This window comes from Paracoccus sp. (in: a-proteobacteria) (assembly GCF_039808215.1).
Taxonomy (GTDB): domain Bacteria; phylum Pseudomonadota; class Alphaproteobacteria; order Rhodobacterales; family Rhodobacteraceae; genus Paracoccus.
On record NZ_JBDHSP010000001.1, the window covers coordinates 57,279 to 79,286 of the forward strand.

The 22,008-nt window shown below is 67.2% G+C and carries 13 protein-coding genes and 1 pseudogene; 7 read left to right on the top strand and 7 right to left on the bottom strand.

The window, feature by feature from the left end; genetic code table 11:
* Positions 1–283: 283 nt before the first annotated feature.
* From WMK75_RS00300 to WMK75_RS00315, 4 genes are all read right to left on the bottom strand, one after another.
* On the bottom strand, positions 284–1,219 hold the full coding sequence (locus WMK75_RS00300; RefSeq protein ID WP_347265654.1) for an MvdC/MvdD family ATP grasp protein: 936 nt from the start codon (positions 1,217–1,219) through the stop codon (positions 284–286).
* 59 nt (positions 1,220–1,278) lie between these two features.
* Positions 1,279–2,820, bottom strand: a complete 1,542-nt coding sequence (locus WMK75_RS00305; RefSeq protein ID WP_347265655.1) for a zinc metalloprotease — start codon at positions 2,818–2,820, stop codon at positions 1,279–1,281.
* A gap of 105 nt (positions 2,821–2,925) precedes the next feature.
* On the bottom strand, positions 2,926–3,234 hold the full coding sequence (locus WMK75_RS00310; RefSeq protein WP_347265656.1) for a hypothetical protein: 309 nt from the start codon (positions 3,232–3,234) through the stop codon (positions 2,926–2,928).
* Between the two features lie 39 nt (positions 3,235–3,273).
* Positions 3,274–4,755 (bottom strand): M28 family metallopeptidase, encoded by a 1,482-nt coding sequence (locus WMK75_RS00315; protein ID WP_347265657.1) that lies wholly within the window; start codon positions 4,753–4,755, stop codon positions 3,274–3,276.
* Between the two features lie 342 nt (positions 4,756–5,097).
* Here WMK75_RS00315 and WMK75_RS00320 point away from each other — a divergent pair, with 342 nt between their 5' ends.
* Both WMK75_RS00320 and WMK75_RS00325 read left to right on the top strand, forming a co-directional pair.
* The gene (locus tag WMK75_RS00320; protein ID WP_347265658.1) at positions 5,098–7,890 is read left to right on the top strand and encodes a caspase family protein; all 2,793 of its coding nucleotides are present in this window, start codon (positions 5,098–5,100) and stop codon (positions 7,888–7,890) included.
* Positions 7,887–9,749 (top strand): hypothetical protein, encoded by a 1,863-nt coding sequence (locus WMK75_RS00325; protein WP_347265659.1) that lies wholly within the window; start codon positions 7,887–7,889, stop codon positions 9,747–9,749. The genes WMK75_RS00320 and WMK75_RS00325 overlap by 4 nt, the downstream gene beginning before the upstream one ends.
* A gap of 13 nt (positions 9,750–9,762) precedes the next feature.
* On the opposite strand, the pseudogene WMK75_RS00330 reads toward WMK75_RS00325, so the two are convergent.
* Positions 9,763–10,329 (bottom strand): annotated as a pseudogene (locus WMK75_RS00330) (integrase core domain-containing protein); the annotation flags it as partial.
* Positions 10,330–10,393: 64 nt separating this feature from the next.
* On the opposite strand from WMK75_RS00330, the gene WMK75_RS00335 reads away from it, so the two are divergent.
* Positions 10,394–11,089: a transposase gene (locus tag WMK75_RS00335; protein WP_347265660.1), complete on the top strand. Its 696-nt coding sequence runs from the start codon at positions 10,394–10,396 to the stop codon at positions 11,087–11,089.
* 107 nt (positions 11,090–11,196) lie between these two features.
* Here the strand turns inward: WMK75_RS00335 and WMK75_RS00340 are convergent, their stop codons facing one another.
* Together WMK75_RS00340 and WMK75_RS00345 are read right to left on the bottom strand one after the other, a co-directional pair.
* Positions 11,197–12,258, bottom strand: a complete 1,062-nt coding sequence (locus tag WMK75_RS00340) for a patatin-like phospholipase family protein (RefSeq protein ID WP_347265661.1) — start codon at positions 12,256–12,258, stop codon at positions 11,197–11,199.
* Positions 12,259–12,371: 113 nt separating this feature from the next.
* Positions 12,372–13,094 carry a helix-turn-helix domain-containing protein gene (locus WMK75_RS00345; protein ID WP_347265662.1) on the bottom strand — a complete coding sequence of 241 codons (723 nt, stop codon included), beginning with the start codon at positions 13,092–13,094 and terminating at the stop codon, positions 12,372–12,374.
* A 214-nt stretch (positions 13,095–13,308) separates the two neighbouring features.
* Here WMK75_RS00345 and WMK75_RS00350 point away from each other — a divergent pair, with 214 nt between their 5' ends.
* The 4 genes from WMK75_RS00350 to narJ are packed head-to-tail and all read left to right on the top strand — an operon-like array spanning position 13,309 to position 21,999.
* Positions 13,309–16,020 carry an MFS transporter gene (locus tag WMK75_RS00350; protein WP_347265663.1) on the top strand — a complete coding sequence of 904 codons (2,712 nt, stop codon included), beginning with the start codon at positions 13,309–13,311 and terminating at the stop codon, positions 16,018–16,020.
* Positions 16,021–16,034: 14 nt separating this feature from the next.
* Complete coding sequence (locus WMK75_RS00355; protein WP_347265664.1) at positions 16,035–19,793, top strand: nitrate reductase subunit alpha; 3,759 nt, start codon at positions 16,035–16,037, stop codon at positions 19,791–19,793.
* Complete coding sequence (narH, locus tag WMK75_RS00360; protein ID WP_347265665.1) at positions 19,790–21,313, top strand: nitrate reductase subunit beta; 1,524 nt, start codon at positions 19,790–19,792, stop codon at positions 21,311–21,313. Before WMK75_RS00355 ends, narH begins: the two co-directional genes overlap by 4 nt.
* On the top strand, positions 21,310–21,999 hold the full coding sequence (gene narJ, locus WMK75_RS00365; protein WP_347265666.1) for a nitrate reductase molybdenum cofactor assembly chaperone: 690 nt from the start codon (positions 21,310–21,312) through the stop codon (positions 21,997–21,999). The genes narH and narJ overlap by 4 nt, the downstream gene beginning before the upstream one ends.
* Positions 22,000–22,008 lie beyond the last annotated feature (9 nt).

Consider the following 22,008-nt stretch of genomic DNA (forward strand, 5'->3'; position numbering starts at 1 on the left):
GGGGGTCCGGCCCCGGATGCGGCAAGAATCCTGTGACGGCGGTATGCCGCCATGTGTGCAGGGTCCGCCTCTTGCCCTGCGGGGTCAAGAAATCCCTGCACCACGTGGCCAGAAAAATGGTGGTGCGGCATCGTCAGCTTGTCGGCGAGACGGTGATTTTATGCGTGAAACCGATCACTTGGATCGCCGCGCGCAGTGCTGCCCGGCTGCAGGCCAGTCGCTTTCCGCGCGCCCGGCCGGCCTGCGATCCGGACGGATCGCCGATTCGCCCAGGGCGCGCGGATCAGCTGTCGTGCCGTTCCAGTGCCGCGGCGATCGCCTGCGGGATCGGCTGGCCGGTGCGATCGCAGACGAACAGGAACTCGCCGGCCGAGTTGATCTCGAAGAAGACATGCTCGCCCTCGGGGGTCAGGCGGAAATCGGCGGCGCCGAACTTCAGCTCCATGCGCGTCATGAGCCTGAGCAGCGCCTCGGCCACCTCATCGGGCAGCGGGTAGGGCCTGACCTCGGCGCTGCCGATGCCGGGGCGGTAATCGGTCTCGAAACCCGCCTCGCTGCGAAAGGAGGTGGCAAAGATCTCGCCATCGACCACGGTCACGCGCAGGTCCAGCGCCAGCGGGACATATTCCTGAAAGATCACCGGCGCAAAGCGTACGCTGTCGATCAGCGCCAGTTCCTCGGGGCCGATGCGCAGCGTCACCCGCGGCGCCTGCGGGATATTGCGGAACGCCTTGCGGACCACGCCCTGCGCGGCATGGGCCTCAATGAAGGCCCGGGCCTCGTCGGGGCCGTTGGTGACCAGCGTTTCGGGCACGCGCAGCCCGGCCTGGCGGGCCAGGCGGTGCTGTGCCACCTTCTTCATCGCGCGCTCGTCGGCATGGGGCGGGTTCATCCAGAAACAGTCCATCGCCGGCCACAGGCCGGGCAGCGCCTCGTTGCATTCCGAGAAGGCGAAGGTGCGCGCCGTGTCGTCGCTGAGCCCGGGATCGAGGGTGAAGGAGCGGATCCGCCGGTGCCAGACCGCCCCCACGCGATCAAGATCAAGCCGGCGGCCCGAGGGCAGGTCGAGAAACAGCGCGTCGCGTTCGCGGCCGGCATGGGCATGCATGCGCATGCGTTCGGGAAACCAGGCCAGGTCGACAACCTCGAAGTCATGCGTCAGGTGCCGGGTGACCCGGCGCACGTGCTCGTTGTCGAGAAACGAGATGATGAGGATCATGGCGCCTCCTGCGCAGGGTGGGGCGGGCCCGGCGGCATGCCGCCGGACCCGGAGCCACGCTATTGCCCGCCAAGCTCGCGGTAGGCGGCATAGGCCTGCTGCCAGGCGGCAAGCCCCTGTGCGTCAAGCAGCCCGCGCTGATAGAGCCCGGCATAGTGCTGCAGGATCTGCGCGTAATGGCCAAGCAGCGGCCCGGCAGCCGGAGCCTCGGGCTTTCCGGTCGCCATGACGAAGGGCTGCTGGCCCACCATCGGGCCGCCGGGCAGCTCGAACGGCGGCTCGAAGCCCTTGGGATCGGGGAAGGGCGGCTCGAAGACCGGCTTGTGCGGGCCGGGGTCGAGGATCGGGTCCTTGCCGCCGTCCTTGAAGATTTCCTTGGGCGGATCCTTCGGAAAGTCCTTCGGGGGATCCTTGGCAAGGTCCTTGAACGGCTCCTTCGGCAGGTCCTTGATCTGGTCCTTGGGCCGGTCCTTGGGGATATCCTTCGGGGGGTCCTTGGCGAGGTCCTTGAACGGCTCCTTCGGCAAGTCCTTGATCAGGTCCTTCGGCCGGTCCTTGGGGATGTCCTTCGGAGGATCCTTCGGAGGATCCTTGGGGGGGTCCTTGGCAAAGTCCTTGAACGGCTCCTTCGGCAGGTCCTTGATCAGGTCCTTCGGCCCCTTCGGTGGCAGGGTGATCCCTCCGCACGAGACCGAAGCGCCGATCGAGCTGCGCGGCCCGTCAAGGCAGGCGTGCATCCGGGTGATCTGTCCCTGCGAGAACATCACCATGGTGTCGTCATCGACATAATCCATGTAGTTCATGAACATGTCGCCATTCGGGCCATTGTTGCACGAGACGGTCGGGAAGCCGGGCTTGCCATAGTTGGGGCCGCCCTGGTTCGGGGTGTCGTCGACGAAATCCGACCCCGAGCAGCCGTCGCCGTCATCGCCCCAGATATGGCGCAGGTTCAGCCAGTGGCCGATCTCATGCGTGGTGGTGCGGCCCAGGTTGAAGGGTGCGGTCGCGGTGCCGGTGGTGCCAAAGCCGGTATGGGTGATGACGACGCCATCGGTATCGGCGGCGCCGCCGGGGAACTGGGCATAGCCCAGCAGACCCCCGCCCAGCTGGCAGACCCAGAGGTTCAGGTATTCGTCCCTTGGCCAGGCATCCGATCCGCCCTGGGCCGAGAACTTCACCCTGTCATCGGTATCGAAGCTGTCGACATTGGTCTGCACCCGGATCACGCCATCGGTCGGGCTGCCGTCCGGGGCGGTCTTCGCCAGTTCGAACTGCAGCCGCGCATCCCCGGCAAGTGGCGCGAACGGCGCCGGGGCATTGGCTGCATCGGCGTTGGTCTTGCGGAAATCGCGGTTCAGCACCGCGATCTGGCTGGTGATCTGGTCCATGGCGATATTCTGCTCGGCGGTCTTGTAGACCACATGCACGACCACCGGGATCAGCGTGCAGCCGGCACGGGCGGCCAGCATGCCCGAGCGCGCCCGGAAGGCCTGTTCCTCGATCCGAGCCAGACGCCGGGCATAGCCGGGATCGGACGCCAGCAGCCGGCGATGCACCTGCATCGTGCCGCATTCGCGTCGGCGTGGAGTTTCATCAGACATGGGACTACTCCTTGATGAAATGACGGCCGCGGGCTGCGGGCCCCGGCCCTGTATGGCGGCCCCCGGACTGGTTTCGGGGGCCGGAATGGCTTGCCCCGGGTGCGCCTAGCGGCGGCGCAGCACCAGGATGTCCGCGCCCAGTTCCTCGATGGCGTAGCTGCCCTGCCAGCCGGCCAGATCCAGCACCAGCGCGTCGCCGGTCAGGCTCCAGCCGCCCTGGTCCTTGCATTCCAGCGCATCCGCCGGGCCCGAACCCAGGGCGCGCACCTGCCCGGCCGGCTGCAGGTCCAGATGCCGCCTGCCGCCGCGGCTGCGCGGCATCGGATAGTCCGGCGGCCGCAGCACGATGCGCCCGTCCCGGCATTCCTCGCTGATCTCGACCCAGCGCCGGGCCAGTTTTGCCTGATCGGTCATCGACGGTCCTTTCGCTCTTGGTGCTGCGGGCCGGCCATGTCACTGCCGCCCCGGTCTGCCGGGCAGGGCGTCATAGGCACGCCATGCCTGCTGTTGCCGCGCCAGATCCGCCGGCCCGATGCGGCCGTCCCGCTGCAGCCGCGCATATTGCGCAAACAGCGCGTGGTAATGGCCCGCCAGCTGGCGCAGCGCTGCCGCCCCGTCCGCCGTCCCGTCCGCCGCCGCCTCTGCCGGGGCGCCGCAGCAGCCGCAGGGCCGCGGCACCGCCGTCCCGTCCGCCGCCGCCCCGGCGCCGGCGCCCGCGGCCAGCGCCAGAAAGCCTGCGTTCATCCGCAGGATCTGCGTGGCAAAGCCGGGGTCGAGGCGATCGGGCGTGTCATTGCCGGAATGGATGGCGTCATTGGCGCTGTCGCCGCCCTCGATGGTCAGCACCGCCGGGATGCCCGCCTCGATGAAGGGCACATGGTCGCTGGCGAAGGGGTTGAGCGATGTCTGCACCGCGAGCCCGGTGAAGGCCGCCGCCGCCGCCGCCAGATCGTCGATCATCGCCTGGCTCAGCGCCGCCCCTTCGAGCATCACCGTCGGGGGCTGGGTGTTCACTGCGCCGATCATGTCCATGTTCAGCACGGCGTCGATGCGCTGGCGCTCGGGCTGGGGCAGGGCGGCGACGAACTGTTGCGATCCGAACAGGCCCTGCTCCTCGCCGCCGAACAGCACGAAGCTGACATCCTGCGCCAGTGTCGCCCCGGCCAGGGCCCGCGCCAGCACCAGCACCCCGGATGCGCCGCTGGCGTTGTCGTCGGCGCCCGGCGCCGGCGCCGCCGGCCCCTCGGCATGGTTCACGGAATCCAGATGGGCGGTGACCAGCAGATGCCGGCGCGCAGCCGCGGTTCCGGGCCGGTGGGCGATGACATTGTGGCTGGGCGCGCCGTTCACCTCGATGGGCTCAAGCCGCGTGGCCAGGCCAAGCGCGGTCAGCTGCGCGCGCATCCATTCCGCCGCCTCGGCATAGCCGGGTCCGGTGGACAGCCGCGAACGGATCGCGGTCAGCCGCGTCAGCGTGGCCAAGAAATCCGCCTGCGACACCGCCGCGACCACCGCCGCCACCTCGGGTGCGGCGCGGCTGCCGGGGGCCTCGCGCGGCAGGTCCCGAAAGACGGTGCGGTTTGCGCCCAGGGGCTCGATGTGAAAGCAGGGCTCGCGCCGCCCGGCCAGGGCGCGGGCGCGACCGGGCGGCAGATCGACGACCAGGAAGCGGCCCTGGTCCAGCAGCACCCGCACCTCGGGGTTTTCCTGCTGAAAGCGGCGACCCTTCTGCACCACCAGATGCAGATTGCCCTTGCGCACCTCGCCGCCGGCCGGCGCGCGACTGACCGCATCCAGGCCGCGCCAGCCGGCGCCGCTGCCAAAGACGAAGGCCCGGCGCCCGAAGCGCACCCAACTGCCCGCCTCGGCGAGGCCAGCCAGTTCGCGCCGTGCAGCCGCGGCTTCGGCCGGAAGATCGAAGATCAGATAGTCCATGACACGCCTCCTGTCGCCAATCGCTGCCGGGGACCGCGCCGCTTCAAATACGCCTGTTCAATGCCGTGCCGGCGGCCTTGGGCCGACTCGTCGCAGGGCGCCGGGACAGGCGCATTATACACCAAGACAGGGCTTTCTGTCTGCCGGATCGGCGGGGGCGGGCGCGAAACCAGTCGACAGCCGGGGGGCTTTCCGGATAGAATGGCCGCAGCTTTGCAGTCATTTCCTGTGCCATGGCCGATCAGCCGGCACGCAACGGACCCGTCCCGACCGAGATCTCCGCCAGCGCGCTGCGGCCAGGAGCCATCGCGCCCGGACCATCGTTTGCGCAAGGAGGCAGCCATGGCGCAGGACCGCTTCGATTTCGCGACAGTCGAGCAGTTTCCCGAGGTGGTCACGCTGAAGGCGGCGCTGATGACGCGCCGGTTGAACGGGGTGCATCTGCACCACAGCTTCATGCCCGACCAGGCGCTGTATCGCGACCTCGCCGGGCCGCAGGACCGCAACGGCGAGGCCGCCGGCGCCGAGATCTGCCGCCGCATCTGGAGCCAGCAGACCGAGCGGCAGGGCTGGGTCGACATCGCCCAGCATGTCACCATCGACCCGGCCGGGCGCATCTGGATCGGCCGCGACTGGAACCTGCCGCCGGCCAGCGCCGCCGGGCACAATGGCAATGCCACGCTGGGCCCGTTCATGCTGGTGCTGGTGGGGAATTTCGAACCCGGGGCCGATCGGCCGGGCGAGGCCCAGCTCGAGGCCGCGGCGGTGGTGATCGCCGCGGTGCAGGCCGCCTTCGACCTTGCCCCCGAGACCCTGGCCACGCATGTCCAGCTTGACGGGCACCGCAGCTGCCCGGGGCAGATCGACCTGGCGGCGCTGACCCGCAGGGTGGCGGCCTTGCGCAAGGCGCAGCCCGCAGCGGCGGGGCGCGGGCCGCTGGGCGACACGCAGCGCGAGGCTTACCGCCTGCTGAACGCCCGCCGCGGTGAGGCGCAGGCCAGCCGCCCGGCGCGCGCCCTTGGCGACGAGGCCGCGACCTGCCGCCCCTGGGAGCCGCCGTCGCCGGTGCTGGCCTCGGCGCGGGGCGCCGCCGCGCGGGGCGGCGACGGTGCCCTGACCCCCGAGATGTTTCGCCTGCTGCGGCCCCATGTCGTGCATCTGGAAAATGGCCGTTTCGTGGACAGCGGCTCCCATGCCACCACGCGGTCGGATGTGCAGCAGCTGGTGGCGGCGATCGGACGCTGGGCCGCGGGCCGGGACAGGCCGCGGGTGCTGATCTGGGCGCATGGCGGGCTGGTGGACGAGGAACGCGCCCTCGCCTACGCTTGGCACAGCCATCGCTGGTGGCTCGACAGCGGCATCTATCCGGTCTTCTTCATCTGGGAGACCGGGGCACTGGAAACGGCGCTGCAGATCGTCGAATCGCAGCTGGGCGCCAGGGCAAGGGACCGGGGCATCGGCGATTGGGTGGTGGAATCGCTGGTCCATGCCGTCGGGCGGCCGTTCTGGCGCCAGATGAAGGGCGCGGCCGCGAATGCGGCGATGGCGCTGCCCGACCGCGGCGCCTTCGTGCTGGCGGAGCTGCTGGCCGGGCTGGCGGCCAAAAAGGGGCCAAGGCCCGAACTGCATGCGGTCGGCCATAGCGCCGGCGCCTTTTTCCAGGGCGATTTCCTGACCGCGGCGACCGGGGCGCCGGGGCTGGCATTCGACAGCCTGACCTTTCTGGCCCCGGCCTGCACCGTGCGCTTCTTCGATGCCTCGGTGGTGCCGCTGCTTGATGCCGGCAAGGTCGGGCGGTTTCGCATGTTCACTCTGGACCGCAGCCACGAGCTGGCCGATCCGACCGTGCCCTTCTACGACAAGTCGCTGCTTTACCTGATCAGCCGCGGCTTCGAGGACCGGCGCGGCGAGCCGATCCTTGGCCTTGAGGAATGCATCCGCCAGGACGACGGGCTGATCGCCCGCTTTGGCCTGGACGGCGGCACGCCTGCCAGCACGCTGGTTCTGTGCCCGACGCCGGCGGGCGCGCCGGCGGCGCTGGCATCGGGGGCGAAGGTGCATGGCGGTTTCGCCCAGGATCCGCAGACGCTTGAGGCGATCCGCGCCGATATCCTGGGCGCGGCGCTGGCGCTGGACGCGCCGCCTGCGCCGGTGCCGATGCAGGCGCAGGGGCGCGGCGACGGCGCGATGTTTCGCAGCTTTCGCGAGGCGCATCCGCTGGTCTTCGACGCCTTGCCGGTGGCCGCGCACATGCCCGCGTCCATGCCCGCCGCGCCGCCGGCCCCCCCGGCGCCCGCGATCCTGCCCTCGCGCGGCATGCGGCGGGCGCTGTCGATCGGCATCGACGCCTATGAGGGCGGCAATGCGCTGGCCGGTTGCGTCGCCGATTCGCAGCTTTGGGCCGGGGTTTTCGCCGGGCTGGGCTTTGAGGTCGCGACGCTGCACGACGGGCAGGCGACGCGCGCCGGCATCATGGCCGCGCTCGAGGCGATGATCCTTGCCGCCCGGCCCGGCGACGTGCTGGCGCTGCATTACTCGGGCCATGGCACGCAATTTCCCGATCTTGACGGCGACGAGGTGGGCGACGACCAGGACGAGGCCTTCGTGCCGATCGACGGGCTGTCGCATGGCGAATACCTGATCGACGACGATGTGCGCATGCTGTTTGGTCAGCTGGATCCGCAGGTCGATTTCACCTTCCTGGCCGATTGCTGCCATTCCGGCACCATCTCGCGCCTGTCGATCGGCAGCGGCGCGGCGCCGCGCTATCGCGAACGCTATATCCGCGCCACGCCCGAGATGGTCGCCGCGCACCGGCAGATGCGCCAGGGCCTGGGCCGCACCCGCGCGCTGCCCCAGGGCGGCGAAGAGCGCATGACGCATCTGCTGTTCTCGGCCTGCAAGGCCAGCCAGACCGCCAAGGAATCGGATGGCAACGGCTGGTTCAGCCGCGCCGCCACCGAGGTCCTGCGCGCCGCGCGCGAGCCGCTGAGCAACCGCGAGTTGCTGCGCCGCATCCAGGCCCGCTTTGCCGAACTGGGCTACGCCGACCGCGAACAGGACCCCCAGATCGAGGGCCGGGACGAGGCCAAGGATCGGCCGGTGCTGGGCGGGCTCTTGCAGGCGCGGCGATGAGTGGGGCGCCGGGTCCAGCCGGCCGGGCCTATGTGATCGGGCCGCAGCTGGCGCGCGATGCCGAGGTCAGGCCCTATGTCTCGCGCGCCGACCTGCCGCTGGGCTGGCGCAGCCTGCGCGTCTTTGCCGTCGACCCATCGCTCTCGGCCAGCGAGGGCGAGGTGCATGTGATCCGCGTGCCCTATGAGCCGCTGGCCCCCGGACCCGAGGGCGGGCTGTTCGCCGTCGACATGCGGGTGGGCGAGGGCGGCACCTGCTATCGCAAGGTGGACCTTGACGACCCGGACCTGCTGCGCCGCCAGGGCGTCACCCCCGACGAGGCCGATGCGCGCTTTCACGGGCAGATGGTCTATGGCATCGCCTCGCTGACCTATGAGGCGTTTCGCAAGGCGCTGGGGCGCCAGCCCGGCTGGGCCTTCGATCCGGCGCGGCCGGGCCAGCCCAGCCGCCTGCTGCTGGTGCCCTTTGCCATGGCCGAGGCCAATGCCTATTACAGCCGCAGCCGGGGCAGCATCAGTTTCGGCTATGCGCAAAGCGGCGGCGGCCGCTGGAGCGGCGATCTGCCGCCGGACGTGACCTTCTTCACCTCGCTTTCGAGCGACATCGTGACGCATGAGGTGACCCATGCCATCCTCGACGGGTTGCGACCGCATTTCGCCGAGGCGACCAGCGCCGACGGCCCGGCCTTTCACGAGGCTTTCGCCGATCTCATGGCGATCTTCCAGCGCTTCGAGTTCGAGCCCTTCGTGCGCTCGCAGATCCGGCGCGCCAATGGCGATCTGGCGCTGGACACGCTGCTCAATGTCATCGCCCCCGAGATCGGCTATCTTGAAGGCGAGCCCTTTGGTGTGCGCCGCTTCATGGCGCAGCGTGGTGAGGAGGCGGCCAATGCCGGCGGCGGCAGGGCGATGCCGGTCGGGCTGGACAGAGTGGGCGAGGACACGCATGCGCGCGGCGCGGTGCTGGCCGAGGCGGTGTTCGAGGCCTTTGTCACCATCGCGCGCCGGCGCACGGTGCGGCTGATCCGCCTTGCCACCGGCGGGCGCGAGCGTCTGGCCGAGGGCGAGCTGTCGCCGGAGCTGCTGGACGAGATCTGCCTCGTCAGCCGCAAGGTCGCCGAGCAGTTCCGCCGCATCTGCATCCGGGCGATGGATTACTGCCCGCCGGTGGACATCACCTTCGGCGACTATCTGCGGGCGATGATCACCGCCGATGCGGTGCTGGTGCGCGACGATCCGCTGAACTACCGCGAGGCGCTGGTCGACGCCTTTCGCCGCCGCCGCATCTATCCCGGCAATGTCGCCACCATGTCGGCGCATTCCCTGGTCTGGAACCCGCCGCAGCGGCCGCTGCCGGCGATCGCCGAGCTGAGCCTGGACCGGCTGCGCTTTGACGGCGACCCGGGCGCGGTGCCAAGGCCGCAGGACGCGGCCTATCACGCCGGCTGTCTGGGCGACGCGATCGCGGCCAGCCCGGCGCTGCGGCGCGAACTGGGGCTTTTGCCGCCCGCCGAGGCCGGGCCCTTCGAGATCGCCTCGCTGCGGCCGACGCGCCGCGCCGGGCCGGACGGGCAGATCGCCTTCGATCTGGTGGCCGAGGTGGTGCAGCGGCGCATGGTGGCTCTGCCCGACGGGCGCGAGGCGCCGTTCCGGGGCGGCGCCACGCTGATCCTGGATGCCTGGGGCCAGATCCAGTTCGTCATCCGCAAGGGCGTCGCCAGCCGCGAGCGTGAGGAAAAGGCGCTGGGCTACATGACTGGTGCCGGGGCCGGCTACTGGACCGGGGCGCAGCGGCTGCAGGCGGTGGAGGACCTGTTCCACCGCTTCTGCCTGCGCCGCCCCGAGGACGGCGCGCCGTGACGCGGCCCCGGGCCTATGTGTCACATCCCGGCAGGTAGTATGGCCATTTCCTGAACAGGCTCGGCTTGAGTTTGTGCCAGTCCTTCATTGCCTGCAATGGCGACTTGCTGCCCAGGGCTGATTGCGGGATCTGCTGGTTGTAGAGCCAGACATAGCGGTGCAGCGTGGCCTCCAGCTCTTCGTCGGACCGGAAGTGGTGGCTTTGCAGCACCTCCTCGATCCGGCCGTTGAAGCGCTCGACCGTGCCGTTGGTCTGCGGCGATTTCTGCGGGGTCAGGCGGTGCTCGATATCAAGGTCAGCGCTGAGCCGGTCGAATTCGTGCCCCCGTCGCGGCGCGCTTGCGCAGGCCGAAGAGCCGGTCGGTGAACTCCTTGCCATTATCGGTCAGGATGGTGCGGATGCGGATCGGGCAGGCGCGTTCCAGGTCACGCAAGAAGCGGCGGCATTGGCCGCAGTCCTGGCCTTGAAGATGCGGATGAACACCCAACGGGTGGCGCGGTCGATGGCCACGAACAGGTAGCACCGCGAGGATTCGTCACGCATCTGCGGCAGATACTTCACGTCGATATGGAGGTAGCCGGAGAGTGCCAGGTATTCTGTGTATCGCTGAACCGGTCCATGCTTCCTGAAGGGAGCACTGACGATGACAATTTCCAACGAACTGCTGGAAGAGTTGCTGAAGGGCTGCACGCGGCCTGAGGATCTGCTTGGCGATGCCGGGTTGGTGAAAGAGCTGAAGGTCCGGCTGATGGAACGGATGCTTGGGGCCGAACTGACGGCGCATCTGGGCTATGATGCCGGCGCGGAGCCGCCGCCCGAACAGGCCAACCGCCGCAACGGGGTTGCCACGAAGCGTGTGAAGGGCTCGGACGGCGAAGTGGCCCTGTCGGTGCCGCGCGACCGGAATGGTAGCTTCGAGCCGGAACTGGTGAAGAAGGGCCAGACCCGGACCTGTGGCATCGACGACAAGATCATCGGCCTTTACGCCGCCGGGCTGATCAGGTCGCGCGACATCCAGGCCCATCTCGAGGAGATCTGCGGGCTTCGGGTGTCGCCCGACCTGATCAGCCGCGTCACCGACGCCGTGCTGGACGAGGTCCGGGACTGGCAGCACCGGGCGCTGGACCGGATGTATCCCATTGTGATCTTTGACGCCCTGCGGGTGAAGATCCGTGACGCCGACAGCCGGATGGTCCGGATCGAGCCAGCGAGTCGCCATCGGTTCGAGACCGCTGGCGAGGGGCGGTCTACCCCGAAGCGCTCCGCCAGCGCCGTGCCGGCCTCGTCGCTCGCCTGGATCGCCGCGCGCACCTTCGGTGTCGTCGTCGCCTGGCTGTGAAGATGGATCAGCATGTTCGCGCCGCGCCCCGAATGCCCCTCAGGACCGACCTTGCCATGAAGAGCGTCGATCGCCGAGGGGAAGGGTGATCATCCGGGATGGAACAGTTATGCCTCGCGCAGCGGGGCCAGCGCCTTGGGAAGCTGGGCCTGCTGGAAGAACTCGTCCAGCAGGAAGGACGACTGCCTGCCCACCTTCTCCAGATTCTGGTCCAGCCAGTCCTGTGCCCAGATGCGGCCGCGCTCGAACAGATGCTGCAGATAGCGCCATTCGGCGTTCAGCTTGCTCGAGGCCGAGAGTTCCTGCACGTCCGTCTCGCAATGGATCATGTGCAGCCGCAGATCGGCGCTTTCGTCCAGTGCCAGCGTGCCGGCGTCGCGCAGCTGGCGCAGCTGGTCGAGCGACTTCAGTTCCTTGATCAGGCTGGTGTTGAAGCTGATCTCGTTCACGCGGTTGATGATGTCGCGCGCGGTCCTGGGCAGTTCGTTGCGGCGCAGCGGGTTCAGGTTCAGGATCAGCAGGTCGCGCGTCGGACTGTCCACGGCCAGCGGCTTCAGCGCCGGATTGGCCGAGAAGCCGCCGTCCCAATAGGCCTCGCCATCGATCTCGACGGCGCGATACATCTGCGGCAGGCAGGCCGAGGCCATGACCGAGTCGACGCTGATTTCGCCGGTCGAGAAGATGCGCGCCTGACCGGTGCGCACATTTGTCGCGGTCAGGTGCAGCCGCACCTGCTTCGAGGCATTGATCGCGTCGAAGTCGATCATCGCCTCGACCAGATTGCGCAGCGGGTTGTAATCCAGCGGATTGAGCACCTGCGGCGGAAGGATCTGGCTCAGCCCGGACATGATCAGATAGCCCGGCGAATTGTCGAGCGTATAGTTGCCCTGCATCCGGTCCCAGAGCGAGCGCTGGATGGGCGAGAATCGCGCCGCGTCGCTGACGGCCTTCCAGAACTGGCGCAGCGCCTGCTTGGCGCCGTCCCGCCCGCCCAGGGCCAGGCCATGCGCCAGCACGGCGGCATTCATCGCCCCGGCGCTGGTGCCGCTGACCTCGGGGAAATGCAGGTGCTTTTCCTCAAGCAGGCGGTCGATGACGCCCCAGGCCAGCGCGCCGTGCGAACCGCCGCCCTGCAGGGCCAGGTTGATCGGTAGACTTGAGCTCGCCATCGGATTCTCCCTCGGGTCGATTGTGGGTCGGGTATCTTGTTGCGCCGCAACATCGACCGGATGCCGCCGCGACGCAATGTGTTTGCGCTGGCCTGACCAGGATTCAGCCGCATTCAGGTCGCGGGCGGCGACCAGGCGCCGCAGGGGTCGTCCAGCAGCCGGTCGCCGCCGACCAGCGCGCCCAGGCGGCCGGGGTCGGTGATGATGACCCGCCGGCCGTCGATCTTGACCCCGTCCGGCTCGAGCGATTTCAGCGCCCGCGACAGGTTCTCGGGGGTCATGCCCAGCCATGAGGCGATGCGCCGCTTTTCAAGCGGCAGCAAAAACCCCTGGCGGTCGCCCTGCTGGCGCGACAGCTGCAACAGGCAGGCGGCGACGCGTTCGCGCGAATTGCGCAGCTTCAGGCTTTTGGCGTGGCGCACCATGCTGCGATAGCTGCCGGCCAGCTCGTCGATCACCGAGACGGCAAAGGCGGCATCCTGGCGAAAGACCGCCTTCAGTTCCTGCGCCGGCACCAGCACGATGCGCGAGCGCGCGACCGTGCGCGCCGACATCAGATAGGGCTCATCGGTGATGCAGGCGGCGATGATGAACGAGGCCACCGGCTCGACGATGGCCATGGTGGTCTGGCGCCCGCCCCGCGTGGCGAAAAGCTCGACCCGGCCCTCGACCAGGACATGCAGGAAATCCGCCGGGTCGCCCTGTTGCAGCAGGTCCAGCCCGGCAGGAAACACCTGGGCATGGGCATGGTTCATCAGCGCCCGGAAATGCGGTTCGGACATGGCGCGAAACAGTGGCAGCGGGCGGATGTCGGGCAGATCGGCCGGGCGCATCATCGGAGCGATTCCTTCGCGGTTTGATAATTATCAATCTAACACGCGGAAAAATTCATGAGCTTGATTGCAAATTTCGTATCACGGCCGGTCGATTATGTCAAACCATGCCGCTTTTCCCGGACCCCGCACCCGAGTTTGATGCAGATCAACCTCGGCGCCGGCCTGTCCGGGCTTCTTGCAGGACAAGGGAGCATTCCCACTGCAGGAGACATGCATGGCATCTCATCCAAGCTTCGATGCGGGCGACCAGAAACGGGCGCTGGGCCTGTCCACGATCGCCTTCACCACCTGTTTTGCGGTCTGGACGATCTTCTCGATCATCGGCGTCGAGATCCAGAAGGAATTGAACCTCAGCGAATTCCAGTTCGGCCTGCTGGTCGCGACGCCGGTGCTGACCGGTTCGGTCGTGCGCCTGATCCTGGGCGTCTGGACCGAGCGCTGGGGCGGTCGCCTGGTCTTTACCCTGCAGATGCTGGCCGCGGCCGCGGCCACATTCGCGCTGACCTATGCCAATTCCTATGTCGGTTATCTGATCGCGGCGCTGGGCGTGGGCCTGGCGGGCGGTTCCTTCATCATCGGCGTGGCCTATGTCAGCCGCTGGTACGAGGCCGGGCGTCAGGGCCTGGCGCTGGGCGTCTTCGGCGCCGGCAATGTCGGTGCGGCGGTGACCAAGTTCCTTGCCCCCTTCGTCATGGTTGCCATGGACTGGCGCGGCGTCGCGGTGGTCTGGGCGACGGCGCTGACCATCATGGCGGTGGTGTTCTTCCTGATGGCCAAGGACGACCCGCAACTGGCCGAGCGCCGCGCCAAGGGCGTCAAGGCGCCGACGCTGGCCGAGCAGTTCGCGCCGCTGAAAAAGCTGCAGGTCTGGCGGTTCTCGCTTTACTACTTCTTCGTCTTCGGCGCCTTCATGGCGCTGGCGCTGTGGCTGCCGCATTACCTGATCAAGGTCTATGATGTCGATGTGCGCACCGCCGGCGTGGCGGCGGCGATGTTCTCGCTCTCGGCCTCGGTGTTTCGCGCCTATGGCGGCTCGCTGAGCGACCGTTTCGGCGCCCGCACCGTGCTTTACTGGTGCTTTGGCTTCAGCCTGGTGCTGCTGTTCATGCTGTCCTATCCGCCGTCGGATTACACCATCCACGGCCGCGACGGCTCGATCACCTTCTCGACCTCGATGGGGCTGTGGCCCTTCGTGGTCACGCTGTTCGCGCTGGGCTTCTTCATGAGCCTCGGCAAGGCCGCGGTGTTCAAGCACATCCCGGTCTATTACCCGCAGAACGTCGGCGCCGTCGGCGGTCTGGTCGGCATGATCGGCGGACTTGGCGGCTTCTTCCTGCCGCTGGTCTTTGGCGTCGTCCTGGACGTGACCGGGATCTATACCTCGTGCTTCATGCTGCTGTTCCTGCTGGTCGGCGTGGCGCTGGGCTGGATGCACCTGTCGATCCGCGTCATGGAGCGCCGTGCCATCGGCCGGGCGCTGGACACGCTGCCCGACCTGCCCGAGATGGCCGAGATCCACCAGCCCGGCAAGACGGTCATGCGCCGCGTGATCGAGGACTGGCAGCCCGAGAACCTCGAGTTCTGGGAAAGCCACGGCCGCAAGATCGCCAGGCGCAACCTGTGGCTGTCTATCCCGGCCCTGACGCTTGGGTTCTCGGTGTGGATGGTCTGGTCGATGGTGGTGGCCAAGCTGCCGCAGATCGGCTTTGCCTTCGACGCGGACCAGCTTTTGTGGCTGGCGGCGGTGCCGGCGCTTTCGGGGGCGACGCTGCGCATCTTCTACGGCTTCATGGTGCCGATCTTTGGCGGTCGGCTGTGGACGACGCTGTCGACCGCCTCGCTGCTGATCCCGGCGCTGGGCATCGGCTATGCGGTGCAGAACCCGAACACGCCCTATGTGATCTTCCTGGTGCTGGCGCTGCTGTGCGGCCTTGGCGGCGGCAATTTCGCCTCGTCCATGGCCAATATCGGCTATTTCTTCCCGAAATCGGAAAAGGGCCATGCGCTGGCGATGAATGCGGGCCTGGGCAACCTTGGCGTCTCGCTGATGCAGTTCCTGGTGCCGATCGTGATCACCATGGGCGTCTTCGGGGTATTCGGCGGCAATCCGCAGCCGCTTGAGGATGGCGGCAAGCTGTGGCTGCAGAACGCGGGCTTTGTCTGGGTGCCCTTCATCCTGGCCTCGACCATCGCGGCCTGGGCGGGCATGAACGACCTTGCGGACGCCAAGGCCAGTTTCGCGCAGCAGGCGGTGATCTTCGGCCGCAAGCAGAACTGGCTGATGTGCGTGCTCTACACCGGCACCTTCGGCAGCTTCATCGGCTTTTCCGCCGCATTCCCGCTCTTGAGCGAGATCACCTTCCCCGAGATCAACGTGCTGCCCTTCGTCTTTCTCGGGCCGCTGGTCGGTGCGCTGGCGCGGGCGGGCGGCGGCGGCATCTCGGATCGCTTCGGCGGCGCGCGGGTGACGCTGTGGGTCTTTGCCGGCATGGCGGTGGCGACGCTCGGGGTGATCCTCGCGCGTGAGGCGCACAGCTTTGTCGGCTATTTCGCCGCCTTCATGTCGCTGTTCCTGTTCACCGGCGTCGGCAATGCCTCGACCTTCCAGATGATCCCGCAGATCATGGCGCGCGAAGTGCCGCGGCTGATGCCGCATCTGTCGGGGGCGGATCTGAACCGCCAGATCACCATGGAATCCTCGGGCATCGTCGCCTTCACCAGCGCCATCGGCGCCTATGGCGGCTTCTTCATTCCCAAGTCCTACGGCACCTCGATCGCGATGACCGGCTCGCCGGCCGGCGCGCTCTGGGCGTTCCTGGTCTTTTACCTCCTCTGCCTTGTCCTGACCTGGGGGATCTATTCCCGGCGCGGCGGGCTGCTTTACGACATCGAGCAAGGGCCCAGCGCAGCCGCGCGGCCCGCCTGAAGAAAGGAAGCGACATGAGCCACCTGCTTGATCGGCTGAATTTCCTGAAGTCCGTCCGCAAGGACACGTTTTCAGGGGGGCATGGCCAGACCACGATCGAGAACCGCGACTGGGAGGACACCTATCGCAACCGCTGGCGCCACGACAAGATCGTGCGCTCGACCCATGGGGTGAACTGCACCGGCTCCTGCAGCTGGAAGATCTATGTCAAGAACGGCATCGTCACCTGGGAAACCCAGCAGACCGACTATCCGCGCACCAGGCCCGACCTGCCCAACCACGAGCCGCGCGGCTGCGCCCGCGGCGCCTCCTACAGCTGGTATCTCTACAGCGCCAACCGGGTGAAGACGCCGCTGATGCGCGGCAGCCTTTATCGCATGTGGCAGGATCTGCGCAAAACCATGTCGCCGGTCCAGGCCTGGCGCGCCATCCAGGACGACGCCGAAAAGCGCGCCAGCTATACCAGGATTCGCGGCAAGGGCGGTTTCGTGCGCGTCAGCTGGGATGACGCGCTGGACATGGTGGCGGCGGCCAATGCCCATACCACGAAGAAATACGGCCCCGACCGCGTGTTCGGCTTTTCGCCGATCCCGGCCATGTCGATGGTGTCCTATGCCGCCGGCGCGCGCTACCTGTCGCTACTGGGCGGCACCTGCCTGTCCTTCTATGACTGGTATTGCGACCTGCCGCCCTCGAGCCCGCAGACCTGGGGCGAACAGACCGACGTGCCGGAATCGGCCGACTGGTACAATGCGGGCTATCTGATCCTCTGGGGTTCGAACGTGCCGCAGACGCGCACGCCGGACGCGCATTTCTATACCGAGGTGCGCTACAAGGGCACGAAATCCGCGGTGGTCTCGCCGGACTATGCCGAGGCGACCAAGTTTTCGGACATCTGGCTGAACGTCAAGCAGGGCACCGATTCGGCGCTGGGCATGGCCATGGGCCATGTCATCCTGCGCGAGTTCCATCTCGATCGCCAGGTCGACTATTTCGAGGATTACTGCCGCCGCTACACCGACATGCCGATGCTGGTCTGCCTCGATGAGCAGGACGGCAACCTGGTCCCCGGCCGGCAGCTGCGCGCCTCGGATCTGGGCGGCCTGGGCGAGACGAACAACCCCGACTGGAAGACTCTGGCCATCGACGAGACCAGCGGCAAGATCGTGGTCCCGAACGGCTCGATCGGCTTCCGCTGGGGCGAACAGGGCAAGTGGAACCTGGAATCCAAAGCCCAGGGCGCCGAGTCGCGGCTGAAGATGACGCTGATCCTCGACGGCGAGAACGACGGTGTGCGCGAGGTGGCCTTCCCGTGGTTCGGCGGCGCCGCCACGAACGGCTTCAAGGTGGACGAACGCCAGCCGATCCTTGGCCGCAACGTGCCGGTGAAGGAAGTGAAGCTGGCCGACGGCCGCACGCAGCTGGTCGCCACCGTCTTTGACCTGCTTTGCGCCAATTACGGGCTGGACCGCGGGCTGGGCGGCGGCAATGTCGCCCGCGACTATGACGAGGACGTGCCCTTCACCCCCGCCTGGGCGGAAAAGATCACCGGCGTGCGTCGCGACAAGATCATCCAGGTGGCGCGCGAATTCGCCGACAATGCCGAAAAGACCAATGGCCGCTCGATGGTGATCATCGGCGCGGGCATGAACCATTGGTTCAACATGGACATGAACTATCGCGCGGTCATCAACATGCTGACCTTCTGCGGCTGCGTCGGCCAGTCGGGCGGCGGCTGGTCGCATTACGTCGGCCAGGAGAAGCTGCGCCCGCAGACCGGCTGGACGGCGCTGGCATTCGCGCTGGACTGGAACCGGCCGCCGCGGCACATGAACGGCACCTCGGCCTTCTATGCCCATTCCGACCAGTGGCGCTACGAGACCGTCAGCTCGAAAGAGATCCTCTCGCCCATTGCGCCCAAGGGCGAATGGGACAAGCTGAGCCTGATCGACTACAACATCCGCGCCGAACGCATGGGCTGGCTGCCCTCGGCGCCGCAGCTGAAGCAGAACCCGCTCGAGGTCGGCCGCGCCGCCAAGGAGGCCGGCGTGCCGGTCAAGGATTACGTGGCCGAACGCCTGAAGTCGGGCGCGCTGGAAATGTCCTGCGAGGACCCGGACGCGCCGGAAAACTGGCCGCGCAACCTGTTCGTCTGGCGCTCGAACCTGCTGGGCTCCTCGGGCAAGGGGCATGAATATTTCCTGAACCACCTCTTGGGCGCCGATCACGGGCATCTGGAGCACGACCTGCACGAGCAGGGCAAGCCCATGCCGGTCGAGGCGCGCTGGCGCGACGACGCGCCCGAGGGCAAGCTGGACCTCTTGGTGTCGATCGATTTCCGCATGTCCACCACCGCGGTCTATGCCGATCTCGTGCTGCCGACCGCCAGCTGGTACGAGAAGGACGACATGAACACGTCCGACATGCACCCGTTCATCCACCCGCTGCAGGCGGCGGTGGACCCGGCCTACGAATCCAAGACCGACTGGGAGATCTTCAAGGCGATCGCCAAACGGTTCTCGGAGGTGGCGCCGGAAATCCTGGGCGTCGAGCAGGACGTGGTGCAGCACCCGCTGCAGCACGACACCCCCGGCGAACTGGCGCAGAACGTGGTCGCGGACTGGAAGCGCGGCGAATGCGACCTGATCCCCGGCGTCACCGCCCCGGATTACATCGCGGTCGAGCGTGACTATCCGAACCTCTACAAGCGCTTCACTTCGATCGGGCCGCTGATGGAGAAGATCGGCAATGGCGGCAAGGGCATCGGCTGGGACACCAAGGAAGAGGTGCACCACCTGCAGGCGCTGAACGGCACCGTCACCGACGAGGGCATCAGCAAGGGCATGGCCAGGCTTGATACCGCCATCGACGCCGCCGAGATGATCCTGATGCTGGCCCCCGAGACCAATGGCGAGGTCGCGGTCAAGGCCTGGGAGGCGCTGGGCAAGGCCACCGGGCGCGATCACACGCATCTGGCGGCCGTCAAGCAGGACGAGAAGATCCGCTTCCGCGACATCGCCGCGCAGCCGCGCAAGATCATCTCCTCGCCCACCTGGTCGGGCATCGAATCCGAGGAGGTCTGCTACAACGCCGGCTATACCAACGTGCATGAGCTGATCCCGTGGCGCACGCTGTCGGGCCGTCAGCAGCTTTACCAGGACCATGAATGGATGCGCGCCTTCGGCGAGACCTTCGTGACCTGGCGCCCGCCGGTCGATCTCAAGACCATCTCGCCGGCGATCAGCCAGCTGAAGTCGGGCGAAAAGCATGTGGTGCTGAACTTCATCACCCCGCACCAGAAATGGGGCATCCATTCGACCTATACCGACAACCTGTTGATGCTGACGCTGAACAGGGGCGGTCCGGTGGTCTGGATTTCCGAGGTGGACGCGCGAAAGGCGGGCATCGTCGACAACGACTGGATCGAGGTCTTCAACTCGAACGGCGTGCTGACGGCGCGTGCGGTGGTCAGCCAGCGCGTCAAGGAAGGCATGACGCTGATGTATCACGCCCAGGAAAAGATCGTGAACACCCCGGGCAGCCAGATCAGCGGCAAGCGCGGCGGCATCCACAACTCGGTCACTCGGGCGGTGATCAAGCCCACGCATATGATCGGCGGCTATGCCCAGCTGAGCTACGGCTTCAACTATTACGGCACCGTCGGCTCGAACCGGGACGAATTCGTGATCGTCCGCAAGATGGAAACCGTGGACTGGCTGGACCGTCCGATCAGTGAACAGACCGCAACCCAAGCTCCGGAGGCAGCGGAATGAAGATTCGTGCACAAATCGGCATGGTGCTGAACCTCGACAAATGCATCGGCTGTCACACCTGCTCGGTCACCTGCAAGAACGTCTGGACCTCGCGCGAAGGTGTCGAATACGCCTGGTTCAACAACGTCGAGACCAAGCCCGGCATCGGCTATCCCAAGGACTGGGAAAACCAGAAGCGCTGGAACGGCGGCTGGACGCGCACGCGTTCGGGCAAGCTGCAACCCAAGCAGGGGGCGAAATGGCGCATCCTGGCCAATATCTTTGCCAACCCGGACCTGCCCGAGATCGACGATTTCTATGAACCCTTCGATTTCGACTATGACCACCTGAAATCGGCCCCGGTGATGGAGGCATTCCCGACCGCGCGCCCGCGCTCCAAGATCTCGGGCGAGCGGATGGAAAAGATCGAATGGGGCCCGAACTGGGAAGAGATCCTCGGCGGCGAATTTGCCAAGCGCAGCAAGGACTACAACTTCGAGGGCATCCAGAAGGACATCTACGGTGAATATGAAAACACCTTCATGATGTACCTGCCGCGCCTGTGCGAGCATTGCCTCAACCCGGCCTGCGTGGCGTCCTGCCCCTCGGGCGCGATCTACAAGCGCGAGGATGACGGCGTCGTCCTGATCGACCAGGAAAAATGCCGCGGCTGGCGGATGTGCGTCTCGGGCTGCCCCTACAAGAAGATCTATTACAACTGGTCCACCGGCAAATCCGAGAAATGCACGCTCTGCTATCCGCGTCTGGAATCGGGCATGCCGACGGTCTGTTCGGAAACCTGCGTCGGCCGCATCCGCTATCTGGGGGTCATGCTCTATGACGCCGACAAGATCGCCGAGGCCGCCGCGACCGAATCGGAAAAGGATCTCTATGACGCGCAGCTGGGCGTGTTCCTTGACCCCAACGACCCCGAGGTGATCGCCGAGGCCCGCGCCGCCGGCATCCCCGAGGACTGGATCAAGGGCGCGCAGAACTCGCCGATCTGGAAGATGGCGATGGAGTGGAAGATCGCCTTCCCGCTGCATCCGGAATACCGGACCCTGCCGATGGTCTGGTATGTGCCGCCGCTGTCGCCGATCCAGAACGCCGCCGAGGCGGGCAAGATCGCGGCGCAGGACAACATGCCGGACGTGAAGAGCCTGCGCATTCCGGTGCGCTACCTCGCCAACATGCTGACCGCCGGCGATGAGCAGCCGGTGATCTCGGCGCTGGAACGGATGCTGGCCATGCGCGCCTACATGCGCTCCAAGACCGTGGACGGCGTGGTGAACCTCGGCGTCGCCAAGCGCGTCGGCCTGACGCCCCTGCAGATCGACGAGATGTATCAGCTGCTGGCCATCGCCAACTACGAGGATCGCTACGTCATCCCGACCACGCATCGCGAACTGGTCGAGGATGCCTATGACCTGCGCGGCGGCTGCGGGTTCACCGACGGCAACGGTTGCTCCTCGGGCAGCGACGGCAAGTCGCTGTTCGGCGGCGGCCGCCGCTTCCGCTCGCCGACGGAGTTCCTGTCATGATCAGCTTCAAGGCACTTTCAGCATTGCTGAGCTATCCGGGCACCGAGCTTGGCGCCGCCATCCCCGAGATCCGCAGGGTTCTTGTCGCCGAGGGGGTCATCCCCCCCCGGCGCCTGCCCGCGCTCGAGCCGCTTCTGGCGCGGCTGGCGACCCAGGACGAGATCGACGCCCAGGAAAACTATGTCCTGCTCTTCGACCGCTCGCGCACGCTCTCGCTCAACCTGTTCGAGCATGTGCATGGCGAGGGCCGCGACCGCGGCGGCGCCATGGTGGACCTGCTGGATACCTATCGTGCGGGCGGCTTTGATCTTGCGGGCACGGAACTGCCCGACCACCTGCCGGTGCTGCTGGAGTTCCTCTCGACCCGCCCGGTCGAAGAGGCGCGCGCCATCCTTGCGGATGCGGGCGCGATCCTGGTGGCATTGTCCGAGCGGCTGGTGCGGCGCGACAGCGACTATGCCGCGGTGCTGCTGGCGCTGGTCGATTTCGCCGGCGCCACCGCGACCAGCGACGAGGCGCAGGCGCTTCTGGCCGAGCCGGTGGACAACCCGCACGACCTCGAGGCGCTGGACGCCGCCTATGCCGAGGCCCAGGTGGTCTTTGGCCCCGACCCGAATGCAGGCTGCCCGGCCACGCGCGACTTGCTGGCCCGCATGGATCCCAACCGCCCGCTGGCGGCAGAATGACCGGAGGCT

What these genes read in the sequence shown, in the direction of transcription:
- WMK75_RS00300 (WP_347265654.1), bottom strand. Translation starts at nt 1,219, where the DNA reads ATGATCCTCATCATCTCGTTTCTCGACAACGAGCACGTGCGCCGGGTC.
- WMK75_RS00305 (WP_347265655.1), bottom strand. Translation starts at nt 2,820, where the DNA reads ATGTCTGATGAAACTCCACGCCGACGCGAATGCGGCACGATGCAGGTG.
- WMK75_RS00310 (WP_347265656.1), bottom strand. Translation starts at nt 3,234, where the DNA reads ATGACCGATCAGGCAAAACTGGCCCGGCGCTGGGTCGAGATCAGCGAG.
- WMK75_RS00315 (WP_347265657.1), bottom strand. Translation starts at nt 4,755, where the DNA reads ATGGACTATCTGATCTTCGATCTTCCGGCCGAAGCCGCGGCTGCACGG.
- WMK75_RS00320 (WP_347265658.1), top strand. Translation starts at nt 5,098, where the DNA reads ATGGCGCAGGACCGCTTCGATTTCGCGACAGTCGAGCAGTTTCCCGAG.
- WMK75_RS00325 (WP_347265659.1), top strand. Translation starts at nt 7,887, where the DNA reads ATGAGTGGGGCGCCGGGTCCAGCCGGCCGGGCCTATGTGATCGGGCCG.
- WMK75_RS00335 (WP_347265660.1), top strand. Translation starts at nt 10,394, where the DNA reads ATGACAATTTCCAACGAACTGCTGGAAGAGTTGCTGAAGGGCTGCACG.
- WMK75_RS00340 (WP_347265661.1), bottom strand. Translation starts at nt 12,258, where the DNA reads ATGGCGAGCTCAAGTCTACCGATCAACCTGGCCCTGCAGGGCGGCGGT.
- WMK75_RS00345 (WP_347265662.1), bottom strand. Translation starts at nt 13,094, where the DNA reads ATGATGCGCCCGGCCGATCTGCCCGACATCCGCCCGCTGCCACTGTTT.
- WMK75_RS00350 (WP_347265663.1), top strand. Translation starts at nt 13,309, where the DNA reads ATGGCATCTCATCCAAGCTTCGATGCGGGCGACCAGAAACGGGCGCTG.
- WMK75_RS00355 (WP_347265664.1), top strand. Translation starts at nt 16,035, where the DNA reads ATGAGCCACCTGCTTGATCGGCTGAATTTCCTGAAGTCCGTCCGCAAG.
- narH (WP_347265665.1), top strand. Translation starts at nt 19,790, where the DNA reads ATGAAGATTCGTGCACAAATCGGCATGGTGCTGAACCTCGACAAATGC.
- narJ (WP_347265666.1), top strand. Translation starts at nt 21,310, where the DNA reads ATGATCAGCTTCAAGGCACTTTCAGCATTGCTGAGCTATCCGGGCACC.